The 17,121-nt window shown below is 66.4% G+C and carries 20 protein-coding genes; 4 read left to right on the top strand and 16 right to left on the bottom strand.

Annotated elements, in window-relative coordinates:
* Window positions 1-12: 12 nt before the first annotated feature.
* Genes WKC72_RS22045 through WKC72_RS22025 form a run of 5 tightly spaced genes read right to left on the bottom strand, consistent with a single transcriptional unit; the run spans window position 13 to window position 4,399 of the window.
* The gene (locus tag WKC72_RS22045; protein ID WP_112298289.1) at window positions 13-426 is read right to left on the bottom strand and encodes an OsmC family protein; all 414 of its coding nucleotides are present in this window, start codon (window positions 424-426) and stop codon (window positions 13-15) included.
* Window positions 423-1,787 (bottom strand): LLM class flavin-dependent oxidoreductase, encoded by a 1,365-nt coding sequence (locus tag WKC72_RS22040; RefSeq protein ID WP_370179152.1) that lies wholly within the window; start codon window positions 1,785-1,787, stop codon window positions 423-425. The genes WKC72_RS22045 and WKC72_RS22040 overlap by 4 nt, the downstream gene beginning before the upstream one ends.
* 12 nt (window positions 1,788-1,799) lie before the next feature.
* Entirely contained in the window at window positions 1,800-2,885 is a 1,086-nt protein-coding gene (locus WKC72_RS22035) for an NrtA/SsuA/CpmA family ABC transporter substrate-binding protein (RefSeq protein WP_037233956.1), read from the bottom strand.
* Window positions 2,886-2,921: 36 nt separating this feature from the next.
* On the bottom strand, window positions 2,922-3,659 hold the full coding sequence (locus WKC72_RS22030; protein ID WP_370179149.1) for an ABC transporter ATP-binding protein: 738 nt from the start codon (window positions 3,657-3,659) through the stop codon (window positions 2,922-2,924).
* Window positions 3,659-4,399: an ABC transporter permease subunit gene (locus tag WKC72_RS22025; protein ID WP_370179147.1), complete on the bottom strand. Its 741-nt coding sequence runs from the start codon at window positions 4,397-4,399 to the stop codon at window positions 3,659-3,661. The genes WKC72_RS22030 and WKC72_RS22025 overlap by 1 nt, the downstream gene beginning before the upstream one ends.
* 348 nt (window positions 4,400-4,747) lie before the next feature.
* Between WKC72_RS22025 and WKC72_RS22020 the strand changes: the two genes are divergently transcribed.
* On the top strand, window positions 4,748-5,371 hold the full coding sequence (locus WKC72_RS22020) for a GntR family transcriptional regulator (RefSeq protein WP_268790504.1): 624 nt from the start codon (window positions 4,748-4,750) through the stop codon (window positions 5,369-5,371).
* 108 nt (window positions 5,372-5,479) lie between these two features.
* On the top strand, window positions 5,480-6,202 hold the full coding sequence (locus tag WKC72_RS22015; protein WP_370179144.1) for a DUF3105 domain-containing protein: 723 nt from the start codon (window positions 5,480-5,482) through the stop codon (window positions 6,200-6,202).
* A 289-nt stretch (window positions 6,203-6,491) separates the two neighbouring features.
* Here the strand turns inward: WKC72_RS22015 and WKC72_RS22010 are convergent, their stop codons facing one another.
* The 3 genes from WKC72_RS22010 to WKC72_RS22000 all read right to left on the bottom strand — a co-directional run bounded on the left by WKC72_RS22010 (window position 6,492) and on the right by WKC72_RS22000 (window position 8,425).
* Window positions 6,492-7,460: a nucleoside hydrolase gene (locus tag WKC72_RS22010; protein WP_370179142.1), complete on the bottom strand. Its 969-nt coding sequence runs from the start codon at window positions 7,458-7,460 to the stop codon at window positions 6,492-6,494.
* Window positions 7,461-7,553: 93 nt separating this feature from the next.
* The gene (locus WKC72_RS22005; RefSeq protein ID WP_037233968.1) at window positions 7,554-7,919 is read right to left on the bottom strand and encodes a peroxiredoxin; all 366 of its coding nucleotides are present in this window, start codon (window positions 7,917-7,919) and stop codon (window positions 7,554-7,556) included.
* A 50-nt stretch (window positions 7,920-7,969) separates the two neighbouring features.
* Complete coding sequence (locus WKC72_RS22000; protein ID WP_370179140.1) at window positions 7,970-8,425, bottom strand: hypothetical protein; 456 nt, start codon at window positions 8,423-8,425, stop codon at window positions 7,970-7,972.
* A gap of 9 nt (window positions 8,426-8,434) precedes the next feature.
* Between WKC72_RS22000 and WKC72_RS21995 the strand changes: the two genes are divergently transcribed.
* Complete coding sequence (locus WKC72_RS21995; protein WP_235214357.1) at window positions 8,435-8,968, top strand: poly-gamma-glutamate hydrolase family protein; 534 nt, start codon at window positions 8,435-8,437, stop codon at window positions 8,966-8,968.
* Window positions 8,969-8,972: 4 nt separating this feature from the next.
* On the opposite strand, the gene WKC72_RS21990 is transcribed toward WKC72_RS21995, so the two are convergent.
* Window positions 8,973-10,241, bottom strand: coding sequence for a serine/threonine-protein kinase (locus tag WKC72_RS21990; protein ID WP_370179137.1), 1,269 nt, complete (start codon window positions 10,239-10,241; stop codon window positions 8,973-8,975).
* Window positions 10,242-10,406: 165 nt separating this feature from the next.
* On the opposite strand from WKC72_RS21990, the gene WKC72_RS21985 reads away from it, so the two are divergent.
* A complete protein-coding gene (locus WKC72_RS21985; RefSeq protein ID WP_370179135.1) occupies window positions 10,407-10,595 on the top strand; it encodes a hypothetical protein in 189 nt (62 codons plus the stop codon).
* Window positions 10,596-10,618: 23 nt separating this feature from the next.
* Here WKC72_RS21985 and WKC72_RS21980 read toward each other — a convergent pair whose 3' ends face one another.
* The 7 genes from WKC72_RS21980 to WKC72_RS21950 all read right to left on the bottom strand — a co-directional run bounded on the left by WKC72_RS21980 (window position 10,619) and on the right by WKC72_RS21950 (window position 16,801).
* Window positions 10,619-10,834 (bottom strand): hypothetical protein, encoded by a 216-nt coding sequence (locus tag WKC72_RS21980; protein WP_268790499.1) that lies wholly within the window; start codon window positions 10,832-10,834, stop codon window positions 10,619-10,621.
* The gene (locus WKC72_RS21975; protein ID WP_268790498.1) at window positions 10,834-11,022 is read right to left on the bottom strand and encodes a hypothetical protein; all 189 of its coding nucleotides are present in this window, start codon (window positions 11,020-11,022) and stop codon (window positions 10,834-10,836) included. Before WKC72_RS21975 ends, WKC72_RS21980 begins: the two co-directional genes overlap by 1 nt.
* Window positions 11,019-11,645, bottom strand: a complete 627-nt coding sequence (locus WKC72_RS21970; protein ID WP_370179132.1) for an NAD(P)/FAD-dependent oxidoreductase — start codon at window positions 11,643-11,645, stop codon at window positions 11,019-11,021. Before WKC72_RS21970 ends, WKC72_RS21975 begins: the two co-directional genes overlap by 4 nt.
* 32 nt (window positions 11,646-11,677) lie before the next feature.
* The gene (locus tag WKC72_RS21965) at window positions 11,678-11,929 is read right to left on the bottom strand and encodes an AAA family ATPase (RefSeq protein ID WP_370179130.1); all 252 of its coding nucleotides are present in this window, start codon (window positions 11,927-11,929) and stop codon (window positions 11,678-11,680) included.
* A 95-nt stretch (window positions 11,930-12,024) separates the two neighbouring features.
* The gene (locus tag WKC72_RS21960; RefSeq protein WP_370179128.1) at window positions 12,025-13,140 is read right to left on the bottom strand and encodes a CapA family protein; all 1,116 of its coding nucleotides are present in this window, start codon (window positions 13,138-13,140) and stop codon (window positions 12,025-12,027) included.
* Window positions 13,141-13,229: 89 nt separating this feature from the next.
* Complete coding sequence (locus tag WKC72_RS21955) at window positions 13,230-13,619, bottom strand: hypothetical protein (RefSeq protein ID WP_037233983.1); 390 nt, start codon at window positions 13,617-13,619, stop codon at window positions 13,230-13,232.
* Between the two features lie 143 nt (window positions 13,620-13,762).
* Entirely contained in the window at window positions 13,763-16,801 is a 3,039-nt protein-coding gene (locus WKC72_RS21950; RefSeq protein ID WP_037233986.1) for a serine/threonine-protein kinase, read from the bottom strand.
* Between the last annotated feature and the right edge of the window lie 320 nt (window positions 16,802-17,121).

Genomic DNA, 17,121 nt, shown 5'->3' with positions numbered 1-17,121 from the left:
TCGCGACCTCGACTAGGGGTGGGCAATGACGGTCAAATCGATTCCACTCCCCCGCCCGATGGTGTTGTAGATCGGGCAGGACGCCGCGAACTTCGCCGCCAGTGAGTCGGCCGTCGGCTGGTCCACCCCGTGAATCTCGATGCGCACTTCAGTGAAGTCGTAGCGAGTCGGGTCGGTCGTACCCCGTCGATGGGACGCGTGTACCTCGATGTTGTCGACGCGGATGTCGTCGGCCTCGGCGTTGGACTGAATGTTCGCCATTGCGCACGAAACGATCGCTGCCAGGAGCAGTTCGCCGGCCTGAATGGCCTCGGCCGGGCCGAACCGTGAATCCGAGACGAGGTGGTTCTCGCGGGCATCGAGGATGAATCGTCCCGGCGCCCCGGATACCGTGTGCCCGGACACTTCCGCGACGCCGGAGCTCACCGCGCGGCCTCGGCGGCTCGACGCACCCGGTTGGCCCACTCCCCGCTCTGCACTCGGGGTAGCCCGAGGTTCTCGCGCAGGGTGCTCCCCTCGTAGTCCTTGCGGAACAGTCCTCGCCTCTGCAACTCGGGAACCACGTGGCGGGTGAAGTCCTCGAATCCTCCCGGCTGGTACGGAGCCTGCACCATGAATCCGTCGCAGGCCCCCCGCCCGAACCATTCCTCGAGCCCGTCGGCGACTTCTGTTGCAGTGCCGATGAATCCACCTTCCACGCGACCGCCGTAGCGCTTCCCGAGCTCACGCAGGGTCAGCCCCTCCCGCTCGGTCATCTCCCTGACCTCCTGGTAGTGGCCTTCGACGCCGGGAACCTCGACGTCGGGGAGTCGCTCGTCCAGTGGGAACGTCGACAGGTCCACGTCCAAGTGGTAGGCAAGTGTGGACAATCCACCGAGGGGCGGTACGAGGTCGAAGAGTTCTTCGAATGTCTGCTGCGCGATCGCCGTCGTGGCCCCGACGACGGGCGCGATGGACGGGAGGATCTTCACAGCCTCGGGGTCGCGGCCGTGAGCGGCAGCCCGTTCCTTGATCTCCTTGTAGAAGTCCTGCGCGGACTCGAGTGACGCGTGGCTGCAGAAGATCACGTCGGACCACCGTGCTGCGAAGTCCTTGCCCTTGGCGGACGCACCGGCCTGGATCACCACGGGGTAGCCCTGTGGAGGCCTGGGGACGTTCAGCGGCCCCTGCACGGTGAACCAGTCGCCCTTGTGACGGATCGGGTGCACTCGATCCGGGTCGGCGAACAGGGGCTGTTCGGTATCGAGGACGAGAGCGTCGTCCTCCCAGCTGTCCCAGAGCTTTCCCGCAACCTCGAGGAACTCGTCTGCCCGCTCGTATCGCTGTTCACGGGGAAACTGTTCGTCCCGGTTGAAGTTTCGCGCTTCCGACTCCTGGAAGGAGGTCACCACATTCCAGGCCGCACGCCCCTCGGTCAGGTGGTCCAGGGTGGCGAAGGATCGCGCGACGGTGAACGGTTGCGCGTACGTGGTGGAGACCGTGGCGGCGAGGCCGAGATGCGAAGTGACCGCACCCATCGACGACAGCACGTGGAGCGGGTCGAGGCGCATCGAACCGAGTGCACCGTTGCGTAGCTGGGTGTCGGGGCTGCCGCCGAAGCGGTCGGGCACGGAGAGGATGTCCGCGAAGAACGCGAGATCGAAACGAGCGTCTTCGAGCGTGCGGGCGATGTTCTGGTAGTAGCCGGCGCTGAGCCAGCCGGGTACCGACCCCGGGTACCGCCAGCCGCCGGGCCGACCCGGGCCCGCGGTAACGAAGGCGGCCAGATGCATACGGGAGGAAGACATGTGTGATGATACCTACTTCGCGAGAGCCTGAGTAATGACTGACTTGATCGAGTCGAAACGCGAATCCTGCAACCAGGTGGTGACGTCGACCCGGTCCGGGTACACACCGAGGTCGTGGAAGTTGTCCGCGAGGTCCTGGGTTCCGTTGATCGCGGCCGCATCCAGCGCAGTGAATTCACCTGCGCCGGAATAGGACAGGCGTCTCGCCTTCACAAGGTCGAGATACACCTGCTCCTCGAGATCACTGTTCCCGAATCCACCCAGTTCGGCGAACGCGGAGACCGCGACCTCGGGGTTGCCGTCGATCCAGCGTTGCGCATCGCGCACGTTCCGAACCAGTGTGGCCGCGGCATCCGGATGGTTGAATGCGAAGTCCTCACTCGCGACGAAGAAGGCGTAGTCGTACGTCTTCACGTCGGGAAGTGCGACCGCGTTGTGTTTGCGCTTGGCCAACTCGATGGTGGGCTGCCAGCTGATCCACGCGTCGACCTTGCCCTCCGCGAAGGCGGCCTCCGCATCTGCGGCGGGAAGATTGACGTACTCGATGTCGTCGAGTGTGAGGCCGACCGACTCCAGATACTTCACCAAGCTGTACGTGCCGGTGGTGCCGCGATGATCCGCGACTTTGCGTCCTCGCAGATCTGCACCCGACTTGATGTCCGATCCCTGCGGAACCAGGATGTCGACCTCGTTGGCGGGAAGTGGATATGCAACCAGCGGAACGATCGGCACACCACCGCCGATGGCGTAGATCACCGCAGTGGCAGTGGCGAAGGAGAAATCGACACTTCCCGATTTGACGGCCTCCATCACCGGGAGTGAAGCCGGGAAACCGGACGGCCACTGGACGGGGACCCCTAGATCCGTGGCGAGGTCGAATCCGCCCAGGTTGTTGCGCAGGATCGTGCCGGGCTCAGCCTTCCCGTCGCCGATCAATGCGTAACGAACCTCGGTCAGCGGGCCACCCGCCGCGCCGGATGCCGACGCACCGCAGCCGGTCAGCGAGAGGGCGGAAAGACCCAGGACTCCGGCGCCGGCGGCCCTGAGGAATCCTCGCCGATCGAGGGCGCGGAGTTGTGAAGTGACGCGGGGTGACATGAGGTGAGGGCCTTTCAATGGGACCAGGAGGTGGGACTAGGGATAAGAGAGCGCGTTGTCTGCTTGGAGGAGTCCGTCGAGCAACTCCTCTTTCCAGGCCGCGAGTTGGGCGTCTCCGCGGTGTCGTGGTCGGGCGTGCGGGATCCTGAGATCACGGGTGATGCCCTGTTCGGTGAGGAGCAGCACGCGGTCGGAGAGCACGAGCGCCTCTTCCACGTCGTGGGTCACGAGCAGAACCGTCCTCGGCTGCTCGGCCAGGACGCGTTCGAGAAGTTGCTGCATCGCCACGCGGGTGATCGCGTCCAGGGCGCCGAACGGTTCGTCGAGCAAGAGGACATGAGGCCGATGCAGCAACGCCCGGGCGAGCGCAACCCGTTGACGCTGCCCTCCGGAAAGCTCTGACGGCCAGTCTCTCTCACGCCCCGACAGACCTACATCGCGCAGCAGCTCGAGGGCGCGTTCGCGTTGACTCCGAGTTCCGAGCTGCACGTTGTCCAGGACGTTCCGCCACGGAAGCAGACGGTCCTCCTGGAACATCATCCGCGACATCGTGCCACCGGAGGTGCTGCCGGTGGATTCGACGGCGCCGTGCGTCGGTTGTTCGAGCCCGGCGATGATCCGCAGAAGCGTGGACTTGCCGACTCCGCTGGGGCCGAGGAACGAGACGAACTCACCGGGTGCGACGGTCAGGTCGAGATCGTGGAGAACCGTCTTGTCACGGTATCGGTGCCCGATGCCGATCAGATCGAGGCCGACGAGGTTGGTGGCAGGCATCAGCGATTCCCTCCCTGATAGTGGGGATTCCAGCGCAGGACCCGGGCCTCGATCAGCCTGGTGACCTGGTCGGCGAGCAGTCCGGCGACGGCGTACAGCAGGATTGCGAGAACGATGCGGTCATTGCGCAGCATGTCCCGGCCGTTCTGAGCGAGGAATCCGATGCCCTCGCTGGTGGCGATCGTCTCGGCGATCACCAGCGTCAACCAGGCGACGCCGAGTGCATAGCGGATTCCCGTGAGAATCATCGGCATGGCTCCGGGAACGATGATGTCGCGGATTCGGGCGCCTCGACCCAGCCCATACGACTCACCGAGCTGAACGAGTTTCGGATCGACCGTACGAATTCCCGCGACCGTGTTGAGGTACACCGGAAAGATCACACCCAGCGTGACGAGCACGACTTTCGGGAGCTCACCGATACCGAACGCCGCGATCAGAAGCGGGACCAGGGCGAGGTGTGGAAGCGCACGCAACATCTGCAGGGTGCGGTCCACAAGTCCCTCGGCGATCCGCGAGAGTCCGACGACGAAGCCGAGCACGAGTCCGATCGACGCTCCGAGGGAGAACCCGATCAGGATTCGGCGCAGGCTGACCGTCAGGTGCTTCTGCAGTTCTCCGGCGGTCCACAGCTGGTCTGCCGTGGCAAGGACCTTGCTGGGCGGAGGCAGGATGGAGGGTGAGATCGCCCCGGTCGAGGACGCCCACTGCCAGCCGAGGATGACAAGGACGGGCACCACCCATGGCAGCAACAGTGACGGTTGAAGTCGGTGCCGCGCGCCGGCACCGCGCGGCCGACGACGATCCTCCCTCGCCGGCTCCGGCCGAGTGATGCGTGGTGCGGCAAGTTTCGTCTCAGACATCTCCGACGACGCCCGATCCGACAGTTCCTGTTTTCCGGCTGAGAGCTCGGCGTGCTGAGTCGATATTCATGGCTACTCCTTGTGCTGACGCGGAGGAGCCTACGAACATCTGCACAACTATGTCTGCATCTGTATACACATGGATTCAAACTCTTTACTCGGGTTGTTCACCTCTGGTAAGGCTTGCTCCGTGGCATGGCGTTCGTGCCCGGACAGGGGAACTCGATGGAGAGAGAATCGTCGGCGTACAAACAGCTGCGTGAGCGGATCACCGGCGGTGCCGACCGGCCCGGGACGATGTTGATACCGGCGACGATCGGCGCGGAGTTGGGACTGTCTCGTACACCGGTGCGGGAAGCGTTGCAGCGACTCGAATACGAGGGCCTGGTGGTGCAGGCGCCGCGTGGGTACCGGGTGCGCGAGCGCACCCCCGAGGAGGTGCTCGAGATCTGCGAGGCACGGATCGCACTCGAGTCCGCGATCGCGTACTCGGCCGCGACCCGCCACACCGAGTTGGACCTGGCGCGGTTGAGCCGGTTGTTCGAGCAGGCAATCGAATCACCCGATCCCTCGACAAGCCTGGCGCTACACAATGAATGGCACAGCGCGCTTCGCAGCGCGGCTCACAATCAGACGATCACCCAGCTGATGGACCGGCTCGACGCTCAGTTGCGGGTTTATGACGCGGAGGAGGCCCAGGCTTCCTCCAATCTGGAGCAAATCGAAACGGAGCACCGCGAGATCCTGACCGCCGTTCAGAGCGGCGACGCCGAAAAGGCGCGGATCCTGATGATCGCGCACCAGACTCGTACCCGTGATCTGCGAATCGCAGCAATGGCCCGGCGGTAGTCGCCGGCGCCGCACCGGCGAGCAACCGGGCGTTATCCCACCGTCTACTACCATGCTTCGTGGATGGGGATGCGCGGTCAGGGCGCCCGGTGAGACGAAGGATGGGCAATGACGATCGACCGCGGACAGGACCCGAAATCTCGACCGTCCCCAGGAAGACGGCGGCGCCTGCCCTGGCTGCTGCTCGCCGCCGTGGTGGTCGTCGTAGGAGTGGTCGCCGTCGTTGCCTACACCCTGGCCTCCGGAGCCGACGACGGCCGCGAAGCCCATGACTTCGCGCCGAGCGCGGACAATCCTGACCCGTCGCTGGGGATCGAAGGGATCGTCACCGTCGACTATCCGCCCGCCGCCCATGTCCAGGCGCTGCAGCGGGTGGCCTACGACCAGAGTCCCCCGTTCGGTGGCGCACACGACCAGTACTGGGCCACGTGCACCGGCATTGTCTATCCCGCAGCGATTCGCAGCGAGAACGCCGTGCATTCCCTCGAACACGGGGCCGTGTGGGTGACCTACGACCCGGAACGACTGAGCGCCGACGACGTCGCAACATTGGCAGCGAACGTCGACGGCGAACCGTACACCCTGATGTCGCCGTACCCCGGGCTCGATTCGGCGGTGTCCCTGCAGTCGTGGGGTCACCAACTGAAGCTCGACGACGCCCACGATCGGCGCATTTCCGACTTCCTCACGGCCTTGCGCCAGAACCCGAACACCTACCCGGAACCGGGGGCAACCTGCTCGACGGTGCGCGGTGGATTCGATCCGGCCGACCCGCCACCATTCGATCCATCCGCGCCGGATGCCGATGCGTTTCCGGTCGACGGCAAGTAGCCGCGTCACCGGACATTTCCACCCCTCTTCGGACGAGATCGGGTTCCTGCGGTCGAAGCCGAAATTCATCTACCGAAAATGTGCCCGGTTTGTCGATATCGCGATCGCCGATTCGACGAATAAGTAGGAGCACATGAGGAGGTGAGAGCGATGTTGGCGGCACATCTGTTGTCCGGTCTGACCAGTGAAGAAGTCGATCTGATCGTGGCGGAGGAACTGCATCTGCTCGACGCCGCCGCATGAGGGGCGTCGACGCCGTGTCGAATACCGACAGGTGACACGGGCACTGCTAGCGCGCGCCCGATCGCGGAATAGCGTCGAGCGTGGCGGCGATCCGCGCTCCGATCGAACCGTAATCGAGGTCGGTCACGAATCGGTGTGCCGGCCCCCGTACTGGAGTGACGCCCCACACGGCGGCCCGGCCGTCCTCGTGGCGCACCGTGGGTTGGGCATCGTCGGCGGCCAGCACGACCGCGGGGTCGAGCATCACGGCGGCTGCGACGGAATCGTGTGCGGTGTAGATCGGATTCTCGGCGCGGTATGTGCTGGTGCAGTAGCGGTGATAGTCCTCGGTGATGTCGCGGACGAAGGTCGCGGTCTTTCCTACCGCAGAACGAGCGACGAGATCGGCCCAGGCCAATCGGAGTCGGCCGGTGACATTCATTCCCACCCACGTAATCTGCCCAGGCGCCGCGGCGACCACCGTGGCCGCGCCTGGATCGTGGTTGGTGTTGGTGTCACCCTTCCCGAGGAACTGTGGTTGTACTGCTGCCTCGACGCCTCTACGGGAGGCGGTTCCCATGCCGCCCATGACGGTGACCGAACGGTACCGGGTCAGCAGCCGTGGGTCGCGTGTGACGGCGGCGGCGATGTTGGCCAGCGGACCCAGGCACAGCAGGTCCACCGCGCCGGGCCGGTCCTCGGCGACGCGGAGCAGTTGATCGACGGCGGACTCGGGCGCCGGATACACGCCCGGTGGCGGCCGATATCCGCGGTCGCCGAGTCCGTCGAGTCCGTGCCGGGAGCTGGTGGCAGGTGGCGGCCCGGGACGTGGTTGTCCGATGCACACCGGAACGTCGTGTAGGCCGGCGACGGACAGCACGGTGAGGGCGTTCCGCGCGGCCTGCCGTTCGGTGCAGTTCCCGAACACGGTTCCGACACCGACGATCTCGGTTCCGGGGTGGTGTGCAACGGTGAGCAGGGCGAGGGCATCATCGACTCCGGTGTCGGTGTCCGCGAGTACGTAGCGGTCCGTCACTTCCGGTCCTGTCCCCCGTGATTCCAGATCGGAATCGACTCGATTACACTCGCGCGCAGTGTAACTGGACCCGGCTCCCACTGGTTTCGCCGGTCAGTAACTGAACGTGACCGCCCCTTCGTCGCCTATCCACTTCCACATCGGTACCGTCCCGGCGAGTTCGGCATTGGATACCAGCGCGTCCTTGTCGAGGTGCTTGGCCTCGAAGCAGATCGGGCACACCATGTAGATGCCGCCCGCGGTCTCGAATCGTGCTGCCAGATCGGGAAGCGGCGGACAACCTTCGCATGCCACGCCCTGAATAGTGCCGTCGAGCGCGAGCCGTACCGCTTCCTTCGTGAGAAACATCAGCGTCTCGCGCTGTTGTTCTGCCGCGCCGACCGCGACCAGAAACGCAACCGTCACCTTCTCGGCGTCCTCGAGACCGGTGGTGAGACTGACCACTGCTTTATTACTCATGGATTCGAGTCTTCGCCGCGCGAGGACTGCCGACAAGGGGGCTCGTCGCGTCACAGGATTCGCGCGTCGAGATCGGTGGCGATTGTGTGTTTCGACCGCACCCGCAACGGATTCGCGCCTAACCTGAAGAGGTGTTCGAACAGCATCCGTTCCAGCCGGTTTCGATGCCGTTGTGCCTCGCAGTACGTCACGATCGCTCCACCGGCGCGTCCACCGGCGAACGTATCGGGATTCACCCGCGGATGTTGACTCGGATGGGAGCGGAGCCGCGTCAGCAGGCTCGTGTCAGCCACGGGGGAACGACCGCACTGTTCACGCTGATCCCGGATACCGATATGGAAGAAGTCGACACCATCCGGATAACGGAGAGTGGCTGTCGTCGGCTCGGCGCGGCGCCGGGACAGACGGTGATCCTCGACTTTCGGTGCATCGACCCCGCCATGACCGAGAAAGAGGCCGAAATAGAGGGTGAGTTCATCGAGCGACTCGAAGACGACGGGCGACATCACCGTCTCGTGGTCCTGGCACCGCACGGTGGGGCCATCGAAACCCGAACGGATCAGCAGGCTGAGCAGGTCGTCGCTTCACTGGGATCACACGACTCGACGCTGTGGGCGTGCAAAGGGTGGGGACCGATAGGCCACGCCTATCGGGCATGGCACATTTCCTCGACTGATCTCAGCGTCCACAGCTTTCCGCTCCTGCGCTCGCTGTCGGCGAGACGATTCCAGTGGGCGCTGTCGTTTCACGGCTACAGAGGAAACGACGTCCTCATCGGCGGACTCGCTCCCGCGCGGCTCAAGTCGGACCTCCGCAACGCGATCGCGAAGGCAGTCGACGGAAGCGGAATCCGCGTTCGCGTGGCCCACTCCGGAGAACGGTATTGCGGTGAATCCGCATCCAACCTCGTCAACCGCCTGACTGCCGATGCGGCCGGCGGAATCCAGATCGAACAATCCCGACCCGCACGAATGCTGCACGGCCGAGCGATCGCTGCGGCTGTCAGCGAGGTCTACGACTCCTGGATCGCCGCCGACAATCGTCGGTGAGACATCACGGGCCCGCAGGAGCCCAGCACGGGCCGTCCGGGGGCGGGGTGTGCTCGTATCCCGGATAGCACGGCAGCACCTGCGGGGCAGGCGCGGGCGCGGGTGCAGGGGCCGGCACGGGTGCCGGTGCATTCGCCGGTGGCGAGCCGGGCGGGAGACACGGACCGTCCGGGGGCGGGGTGTGCTCGTAACCCGGATAGCACGGCAGCACCTGCGGAGCGGACGCTGCCGGAGGCGGTGCGGGTAGCGGCGCTATCGGTGGTGATTGCGGTGCCGGAGTCGGTGAAGGTGGGACCTCCTCTCGAACGGGAGCCTCCGCGACCGGCGCCTGAGTCGGTGGTGGTGCTTGCACCGGCGGCACCTGCTCGGCAGCGGTCGGGTTCGTCATGGCGGTCGGTGACGACGACGGCGAAGCCGGTCCGGCCGCGCCCGAGGACGGCGTGGGCACGGCGACGTCGGGCGATGACGCTCCCGACCCGATGATCACACCACCGACGATTGCGGCAGCGATGATCGCGGCGAGCGCAAGTCCGGCGACCACGAGACGGCGATTCCGGACGATCGGTGGGGTCGCGGGAGTGGTCTCGGCGGCAGGCTGCGGTGGTGGCGCCGCGAGACGAGCGGCAGCCGCCAGCTCGCCCGCAGTCCGATAGCGCCGCGCGGGGTCGACCGCCGTTCCGCGTGCGATCACGGCGGCCATGCCGACGGGCGGCGTCGGGATCGCCGACGTCGGGAACACCTCGCCGGTGAGGCACTCGTACAACACGCAGGTCAGGCCGTAGACGCCCGACGCGGCGCCGAGGATCATCGGGAGCCCGACATCGGTGAGCTGGATCAGTCCCCCGTCCTGCACGACGACGTTCGCCGACGACACTTCCTGCTCGACCAGCCCGGCCGCCCGCACTGCCTCCAGCGCCGACGCCAGCTGCTCGACAACGCCGACCGCGCGTGATATCTCCATCGGCCCAGTGGTCGCGAGGATCGTCCGCAGGTTCGTGCCCTGGGTCGTCGGCGTTGCGAGAAAGAGTCGGTTGCCGATCTGCCCGAAGTCGTGGATCGGTACCACGTGCGGGTTCCGGATGTGCGCCGCGATGCCGGCTTCCCGTTCGAACCGATCGCAGAATTCGTCGTCCTCGGAAGCGTCCGGCGGCAGTGCCCGCACCACGACGTGACGGAACGTGACCGTGTCGAACGCCGCCCACACCTCGCCGCTCACATCGACCGTCAGCGGACGGTCCAGCCGGTACTTGCCGAACAGCGTTCCCACTTGCATTGCCACTCTCCGCGCTCGAATCGGCCGCGTCTGCGGAACTGTGCACCCGAAATTCTAGGCCGTGGCGGCCATAGGGTCTCGTTGGAGCCCGGTAGTGTCCTCGTATGCGCAGAACGCACCTAGGCTCGCCCCGGTCCGGGGCCGCCCCGACTCAGGAGAAACCTGATGCGTACTGCATTCTGCAATGCCCTCCTTTCCGTGTTCGATCACCGGATCTGTTGTGGGCGGATTCCCGAATGGACCGCGCACGTCGGTCAGCCGTGGGACACCTACGACGTCGCACCGTGGAATCTGTACAACGCGATCTGGCGGATCCAGCACTGGATTCGCAGCGGCGTCGACGCTGATCGGTGACCTTGTCCCGCTCTTCGGCGGCGTCAGATTTCTACTCGGGCGCCGCCCGGGGCGGGGTGCCACACGTTCTGACGCAGGACTCGCAGGAGGGTCCCTGGGCTCATCAGCCGCTCGGGACGATCGACCAGGGCGGCGACGCGGATGAAGGCGGTAGCGAGCACGGGATCGTGCTCGGCAGCTTCGTGTAGGCGCAGGATGTAGGCATTGCCGATCCGCATCTTCGGGCTGCGGTTTCCCATCACTTCGGGAAAGCCAAGTCCCCGCCGACGGACATCTCCCACACCTTCGCGACATCGCGAAAGAAACCGCGTGCGTGTGGCTCGGTGCCTCGCTGCAGGTGACGGTGCAGTGTGAGCGCCTCGAGCGCCGCCACGGTCATCCCCTGCGCATAGATCGGGTTGAAGCTGCACAGGCCGTCCCCCGTCACGGGAAGCCGGCTGGGAGGATCGACAGTCGTTCGTACCGTCTGCGGACGCTCGCCGGAAACCGGAAGGTCCGGGCTTGCTCGAGCGGTTCTGCGTCCCGGATCACCTCGAAGAGGTCGGGGATCCCCAGGGACCGGGCAAAGTCGAGGTAGCCGTCTGGATCGGCCGGCGGATAATCGCCGAGCATCCCCATCAGCGTCACCAGGAAGCGGTTTCCCTCGAGCAGCTGTAGCGCGCCCCCTCGCGGAGAATCGGGTGTCGGACCGATCACGATCCCTCGGTCGTCGCCCAACCCCGGCGCCGGGGCACGGTAGATGCGGGTAGCGTAGCCGAGGCCGACGTGCACCCTGTCCTCGTCCGGGCGTCCGAAGCCGAGATCCGCCAACCACATTGGGGCACGCGAGCCCCGTCCGGTCGCGTCCACCACCAGGTCGGCGTCGAGGATCTCCTCGGTACTGCCGTCGGCCCGCCGGAGAACGCGGGCTCCGGTGACGCGAAGGCGGTCGGGCGTCGTGGTGATGCCCGCGGCATCGCAGCGATCCACGATGGTGACCCCTTCCAGTTCGCCCACCCGGGCACGCACGTAGCCCTCCAAGAATGGTCGGCTGGCGCTCACGACGGTCATTCCGCTCACCGGCTGTGGAAATCGGTGCCCACTTAGGCATCGCGCCCGTCGAGCCGGGCGACCGACGCGCCCGTTTCCGCCGCGATCTCCGCGAACTCGCCCAGCAACGTGGTCTTCCCGATCCCTCCGGGGCCGTGCAGGAACAGCACGGACAACTGCGGATCGGCCGACTCCAGTCCGGCCCGAACCAATTCGCGCTCGACCCGGCGCCCGACGAAGGTCCGCCTGCGCCTCGAATTCAGGACGTCTCCGAGCGGTATCGAGGACTGTGCAGTGCCCTCCATACGTCCAATCCAGAAGCAGGGCCCCTCCGACAAAACCTTGGTGGGATCCGCTCACGGTGTGCGCTGCGCACCCCGCTGCGGCACACACCCGCCACTTACCAGTTCGCGTGCCTCGCGCGGGCGACGAGGACGTCGTCGCCTGCATCGATGCGGGTGCCGAAGCCGCGGCTGATCCCGTCGAGAACCCGCCGTAGCCATTCGGTGTCACGTGTCGACGCGCGTTGCAGTCGCATCTGCCGGGATCTCATCGGCACCATTCGCAGCTCGCACAGTTCGCGGGTACGCGCGTCGAGGGTCACCAGGTAGAGCAGCCGCAGATCGTCGCGGTAGCCCTCGTGTCCCCCGATGCCCTCGTAGTCGTTGATCAGGTCGCCGCAGCCGTACAAGATCGGATGGCCACGGTAGATCTCGACCGGGCGCGGGTGATGCGACGAGTGCCCGAAGACCACGTCGACGCCACCGTCGACGAGCCGATGCGCGAATTCGACGTGAGCATCCGGCACGTCGTAGCCCCAGTTCGAACCCCAGTGCAGAGAGACCACCACCACGTCCGTGTTCCGTCGTATCAGCCGCGTCCGGTCGAGCACACGGTCCGCCTCGGCGCCGGTGGGCTCCGAAAGGAACGCGACACCAGGCCGGCCCCGGCGGGCCGCCCCGCGCGGCGAGACTCCGCTCGACGTCATCCCTGCCGCCCAGATCAGCAGCCGACGACCCGCCCCGGCCTCCACGACCACGGGACACCACGCCTGCGCCACGGTGCGCCCCGCTCCGACGGTCCGCACGCCGTTGCGGGCCAGCGCGTCGAGGGTCTCCACGAGCCCATCGGCACCGAAGTCGAGTAGGTGATTGTTCGCCAGTACGCAGACGTCGATCCGCGCAGCGGTGAGCACCCCGAGGTTCGACGGATGCATTCTGTAGTTGATTCCCTTGGAGGCGAAGCGGGCACACGTGGTGACGGTCGTTTCGAGATTGATCACGCGCGCGTCGGGCTCGGCCGCGTCGAGGACGGGCAACGCCTCACCCCACGGCCACCCGAACCCGACGGGGCCGCGGATCGAGCCATTTCGCTTCTCCGCCGATGCCACGTACTCGCGGGCGTCGTGGACGCAGCGCTCCCTCAACTCCGGGTCGCCGGGAAAGGGGAGGATCTGGTCGACTCCCCTACCGGTCATCACGTCGCCGGCGAGGAACATCGTGATGGTGTCGGACATCGAAATCCTTTGCGACAGCACAAGTGCCGGGAACATACTCGGCGACCGACATCACGGCTCGGAGAATGCACCCGCCGCTCGCACCGTCATCAGGCTCGCGCGCCGGCTCTGTCGAGCTGGGAGACCCGTTGCGGGCTCAACTCGAGGATGACGCCGATATCACGCACCGAGAGACCCGATCGGCGCAGATGCGCGACCGCGGCCCGCGAGGCACGCGCTGCACATTCCTGCGCGTGGGCGGCGGACTCGACCTGCAAGTGGGCCGCTCGAGCCTCCATGAGCGCCGCCGAATCCCCGATCTCGTAGTCGAGGATCACCTCTACGTCCTCGGCCGGCACATCCTCGACCAGATGCACGGCATCCGCCACCATGGCAGAAACCTGATCGAGCCGCCGCGCCTGAGTGACAGCCGCCTCGACTCCTGGAACCTCCACCACCCACCAGCCGCCACGACGGGTGGCCTTCGCCGTCACCTTCATCACGAACCACTTCCTGCCCGGGTCGCATCTCATCCGAAACCCGCCCCCTCCAACGACAAGTCTAGTCCCCCTCTACTGAGCACAACTACACGGACAGAAGACATTCGGAAAATCGACCCATCGACACCCGGCACCCGGCACTCTCACCAGAAATCCAGTGCCTGGGCGGTCGCGGTGGACTCCGCGTGGGTGGGCCGTAGGGCGCCGCCGATGGCGTAGACGGTGTGACCGACCGTCGCAACGGACATGCCGTGAGCCCCCGTGGGCATGGGCGGCAATGGTGACCAGGTCCCCGAGGCCACGTCGTAGGCCTCGACCGTCGACAGCACCTTGGTCGGTTGTTCACCACCGACCGCGACGATGCGGCCGTCGATGAACGCCGCACCGAGCCCACCGCGAGGGGTCGGCATGGCCGGCAACGTCGTCCACGTTCCCGCGGCGGGGTCGTAGCGTTCGACCGCGGCGGTGTTCTGATCCGATGCCAGATCCCGCCCGCCGATCGCATAGAAGTAGGTCCCGTCCGACACCCCGGCCAGATGCTCCCGTGACGTGGGGATGTCCGAGACGGTCGTCCACTTCGTGCCGTCGAACACTTCGGTCGTCGGCACCAGTGCGCCGTTCGCCTGCCCTCCGGCCACCACGATCCTGTCGCCCACCACCGCTGCCGCACCAGCGGACCGGGGCTCGTTCAGTGGGGGCAGATCCACCCACTTGCCGTTCCGCAGCGCGAGCACCCGGTCGGACGTCGTCCCGCTGAGATTCGGGCCTTTCGGCACCCAGCCGCCGAGGACCACCAACTCGCCCCCGTACTCGACGGCCATCGCATGATTGAGGGGAACCGGAAGGTCGGGGCCCGCCTTCCAGGTGTCGATGGCGGGGTCGTTCCCCTCGACCTTCGGGGTCGACCCCGCATTGTCGAGTCCGCCGAGCACCCAGATCGTGCCGTCCGCGACGGCCGTCGCCGTCTGCTGACGAGCGATCGGCGCGTCCTTCAGCGGACGCCACGCCGGCGCCCATTGGGTCTTGCGGGGCGCGATCTGCAGGGCCTCGGAAACAGCGGTCGATTCGGCGTGTGTCGGTTTGATGCCGCCGCCGACGGCATACACCGTGTTGCCGACCGCGCCGACCGCCATCCCGTGCCGCGGCGTGCGCAGGGCCGGCAATTCCGACCACGTCCCGGCCACCACGTCGTAGGCCTCGACCGTCGACAGCACGCGAGTCGGTTCTTCACCACCGACCGCGACGATGCGGCCGTCGATGAACACCGCACCGAGCCCACCGCGAGGAGTGGGCATGGCCGGCAACGTTGTCCACGTTCCCGCGGCGGGATCGAACCGTTCGACCGCGGCGGTGTTCTGGTCCGACGCCAGATCCCGCCCACCGATCGCATAGAAATACGTCCCGTCCGACACCCCGGCCAGATGCTCCCGTGGCGTGGGGACAGGCGCGACGGTCGTCCACTTCGTGCCGTCGAACACCTCGGTCGTCGCCACCAGTTGACCGTTCGCCTGTCCCCCGGTGACCACGATCTTGTCGCCGACCACGGCCGCGGCCCCAGCCGCCCGCGGTGCGTTCAGCGGCGGCAGGTCCACCCACCCGCCGTCGCGCATGGCCATCACCCGATCGGAGTCGACCGCGGTCAGATTCTGACCTTCCGCTTTCCAACCGCCGATCAGTACGGGTTCGTCGTTGTAGGTGACAGCCATCGCATGATTGAGCGGGACCGGAAGGTCGGGGCCGGCCTTCCAGGTGTCGATGGCCGGGTCATAGCCCTCCTGCTGGGCGGAGACGCCGTTGTCGTCCAACCCTCCGAAGACCCAGATCGTCCCGTCCGCGACTGTCGTTGCCGTCTGCTGGCGGGCAACACGGGCATCCTTGACCGGTCGCCACGCCGCAGTCGGGTCGACGGCAGGAGACGCGCCGGCGTCCTGGACGGTAGGTCGTGCGGTGCCTGGGCCGGGGGTTTCCCGAAGCACGAGGTACCCGCCGCCGGCCAGCACCAGCGCGACGACCAGTGCCAGGACGGTCAGGACCGCGCGCCGACCTGTGCGGGACTCTCCGATGCTGCCCGATTCTCCGGTCGGCGGCCAGGGCGGCGGGCCATTCGGCGGCCAGAACGGCGGTCCCGACGGATGAGAATCCGGCTGGAGCTGCTGGGTCGGTTCGCCCCACGGACGCTGACCGCTGTCCGAACCTTCGTATTGGATGCGACGGTATCCATCGGCACCGGAATCCGACGGGCGCTCCTCGGTCGCCTGCGCGGCCTCCAGGGGTGCCAGCGCCATCGCGTCCGAACGCAAACCGATGTGTTGCTGAGCAGCTTGGAGTTCGTGTCCGAACTCCTCGGCAGACGCCGGCCGGGCAGCGGGATTCGTCGCCATCGCCCTCTCGATCACAGCGCACACGCCGTCCGGGATGCCCTGTGCGCGCATGTCCGGCACCGGCTGGCTGCTGATCCTCACGAACTGCGCAACGAGCTCCTCACCGGTCTTCCGTTCGAACGCCGCCCTCCCCGCGATCAGCGAGAAGATCGTCGCGCCCAATCCGTAGACGTCGGATCTCGCCGTCGGCGATTCCCCGTTGAGCACTTCCGGCGCGGTGAACGCCAGCGACCCGGTAAACCCGCCGGTGGCCGTTTCGTACCCGCCGGCGATGTGCGCGATACCGAAATCGGTGAGCTGCGGCTCGCCGTAGTCGGTGAGAAGGATGTTCGCGGGTTTGATGTCGCGATGCAGCGTGCCGGTCCGGTGCGCCGTCTCCAGAGCTCCCGCCAACTTCACCCCGATGCTGATCGCCTCCGGCCAGGGCAACGGACCTTCTCGGCGTATCTGGACCGCCAGCGAATCGCGTGGGTGATAGTGCATGACGATGTACGGGCGACCGGCGTCGGTCACGCCTACCTGCAGTATGTTGACGATGTTCGGGTGGCCGGAGAGCCCACCCATCGCGTAACCCTCCCGCAGGAAACGCTCACGATTCTCCGGGTCCAGGTCCGACGTCAGGACCTTGATCGCCACGATTCGACCCAGCGAACGCTGCAGACAGCGGTACACCACACCGAAGCCGCCCCGGCCCACCTCCTCGGCACCTGCGAACCCGGCGGCGTCCAACTCGGCCACGATCCCGTGGCCGACTGCACGGACCGACGCCGCCTGTGTCGCATGTGGGTCGAAATCGGCCATCGGGCGCCTCAGTCCTGTCCGACATCCACGACGACGTCGCGGCGATGCCCGCCGAGTGGGGCAGGCTTCGTACCAACGTGCGCACACGTGTTCATCGCATTCACCTCTGATGCAGGTCGACCAGACACGCCGATGCGTTCACCAGCAGTCGACGACGCGAATATCTTTCTGTCACAAGGGCGAAGCGCGGAGTCTTCTCGTCGGATGTCGACGGGATCCGCCCTGTCCAGAAAGTATTCGACGGGTCGAGATCCGCGTCAAGATGACAATATCCCCTCCCTAGGGTGCCTATCGGCGGCCGCGACTTCCTGCCACGTCGG

This window comes from Rhodococcus wratislaviensis, from assembly GCF_041228765.1.
GTDB lineage: Bacteria > Actinomycetota > Actinomycetes > Mycobacteriales > Mycobacteriaceae > Rhodococcus_F > Rhodococcus_F wratislaviensis.
The sequence above is the reverse complement of the archived record's forward strand: the minus strand, read 5'-3'. Positions and strand labels throughout refer to the sequence as shown.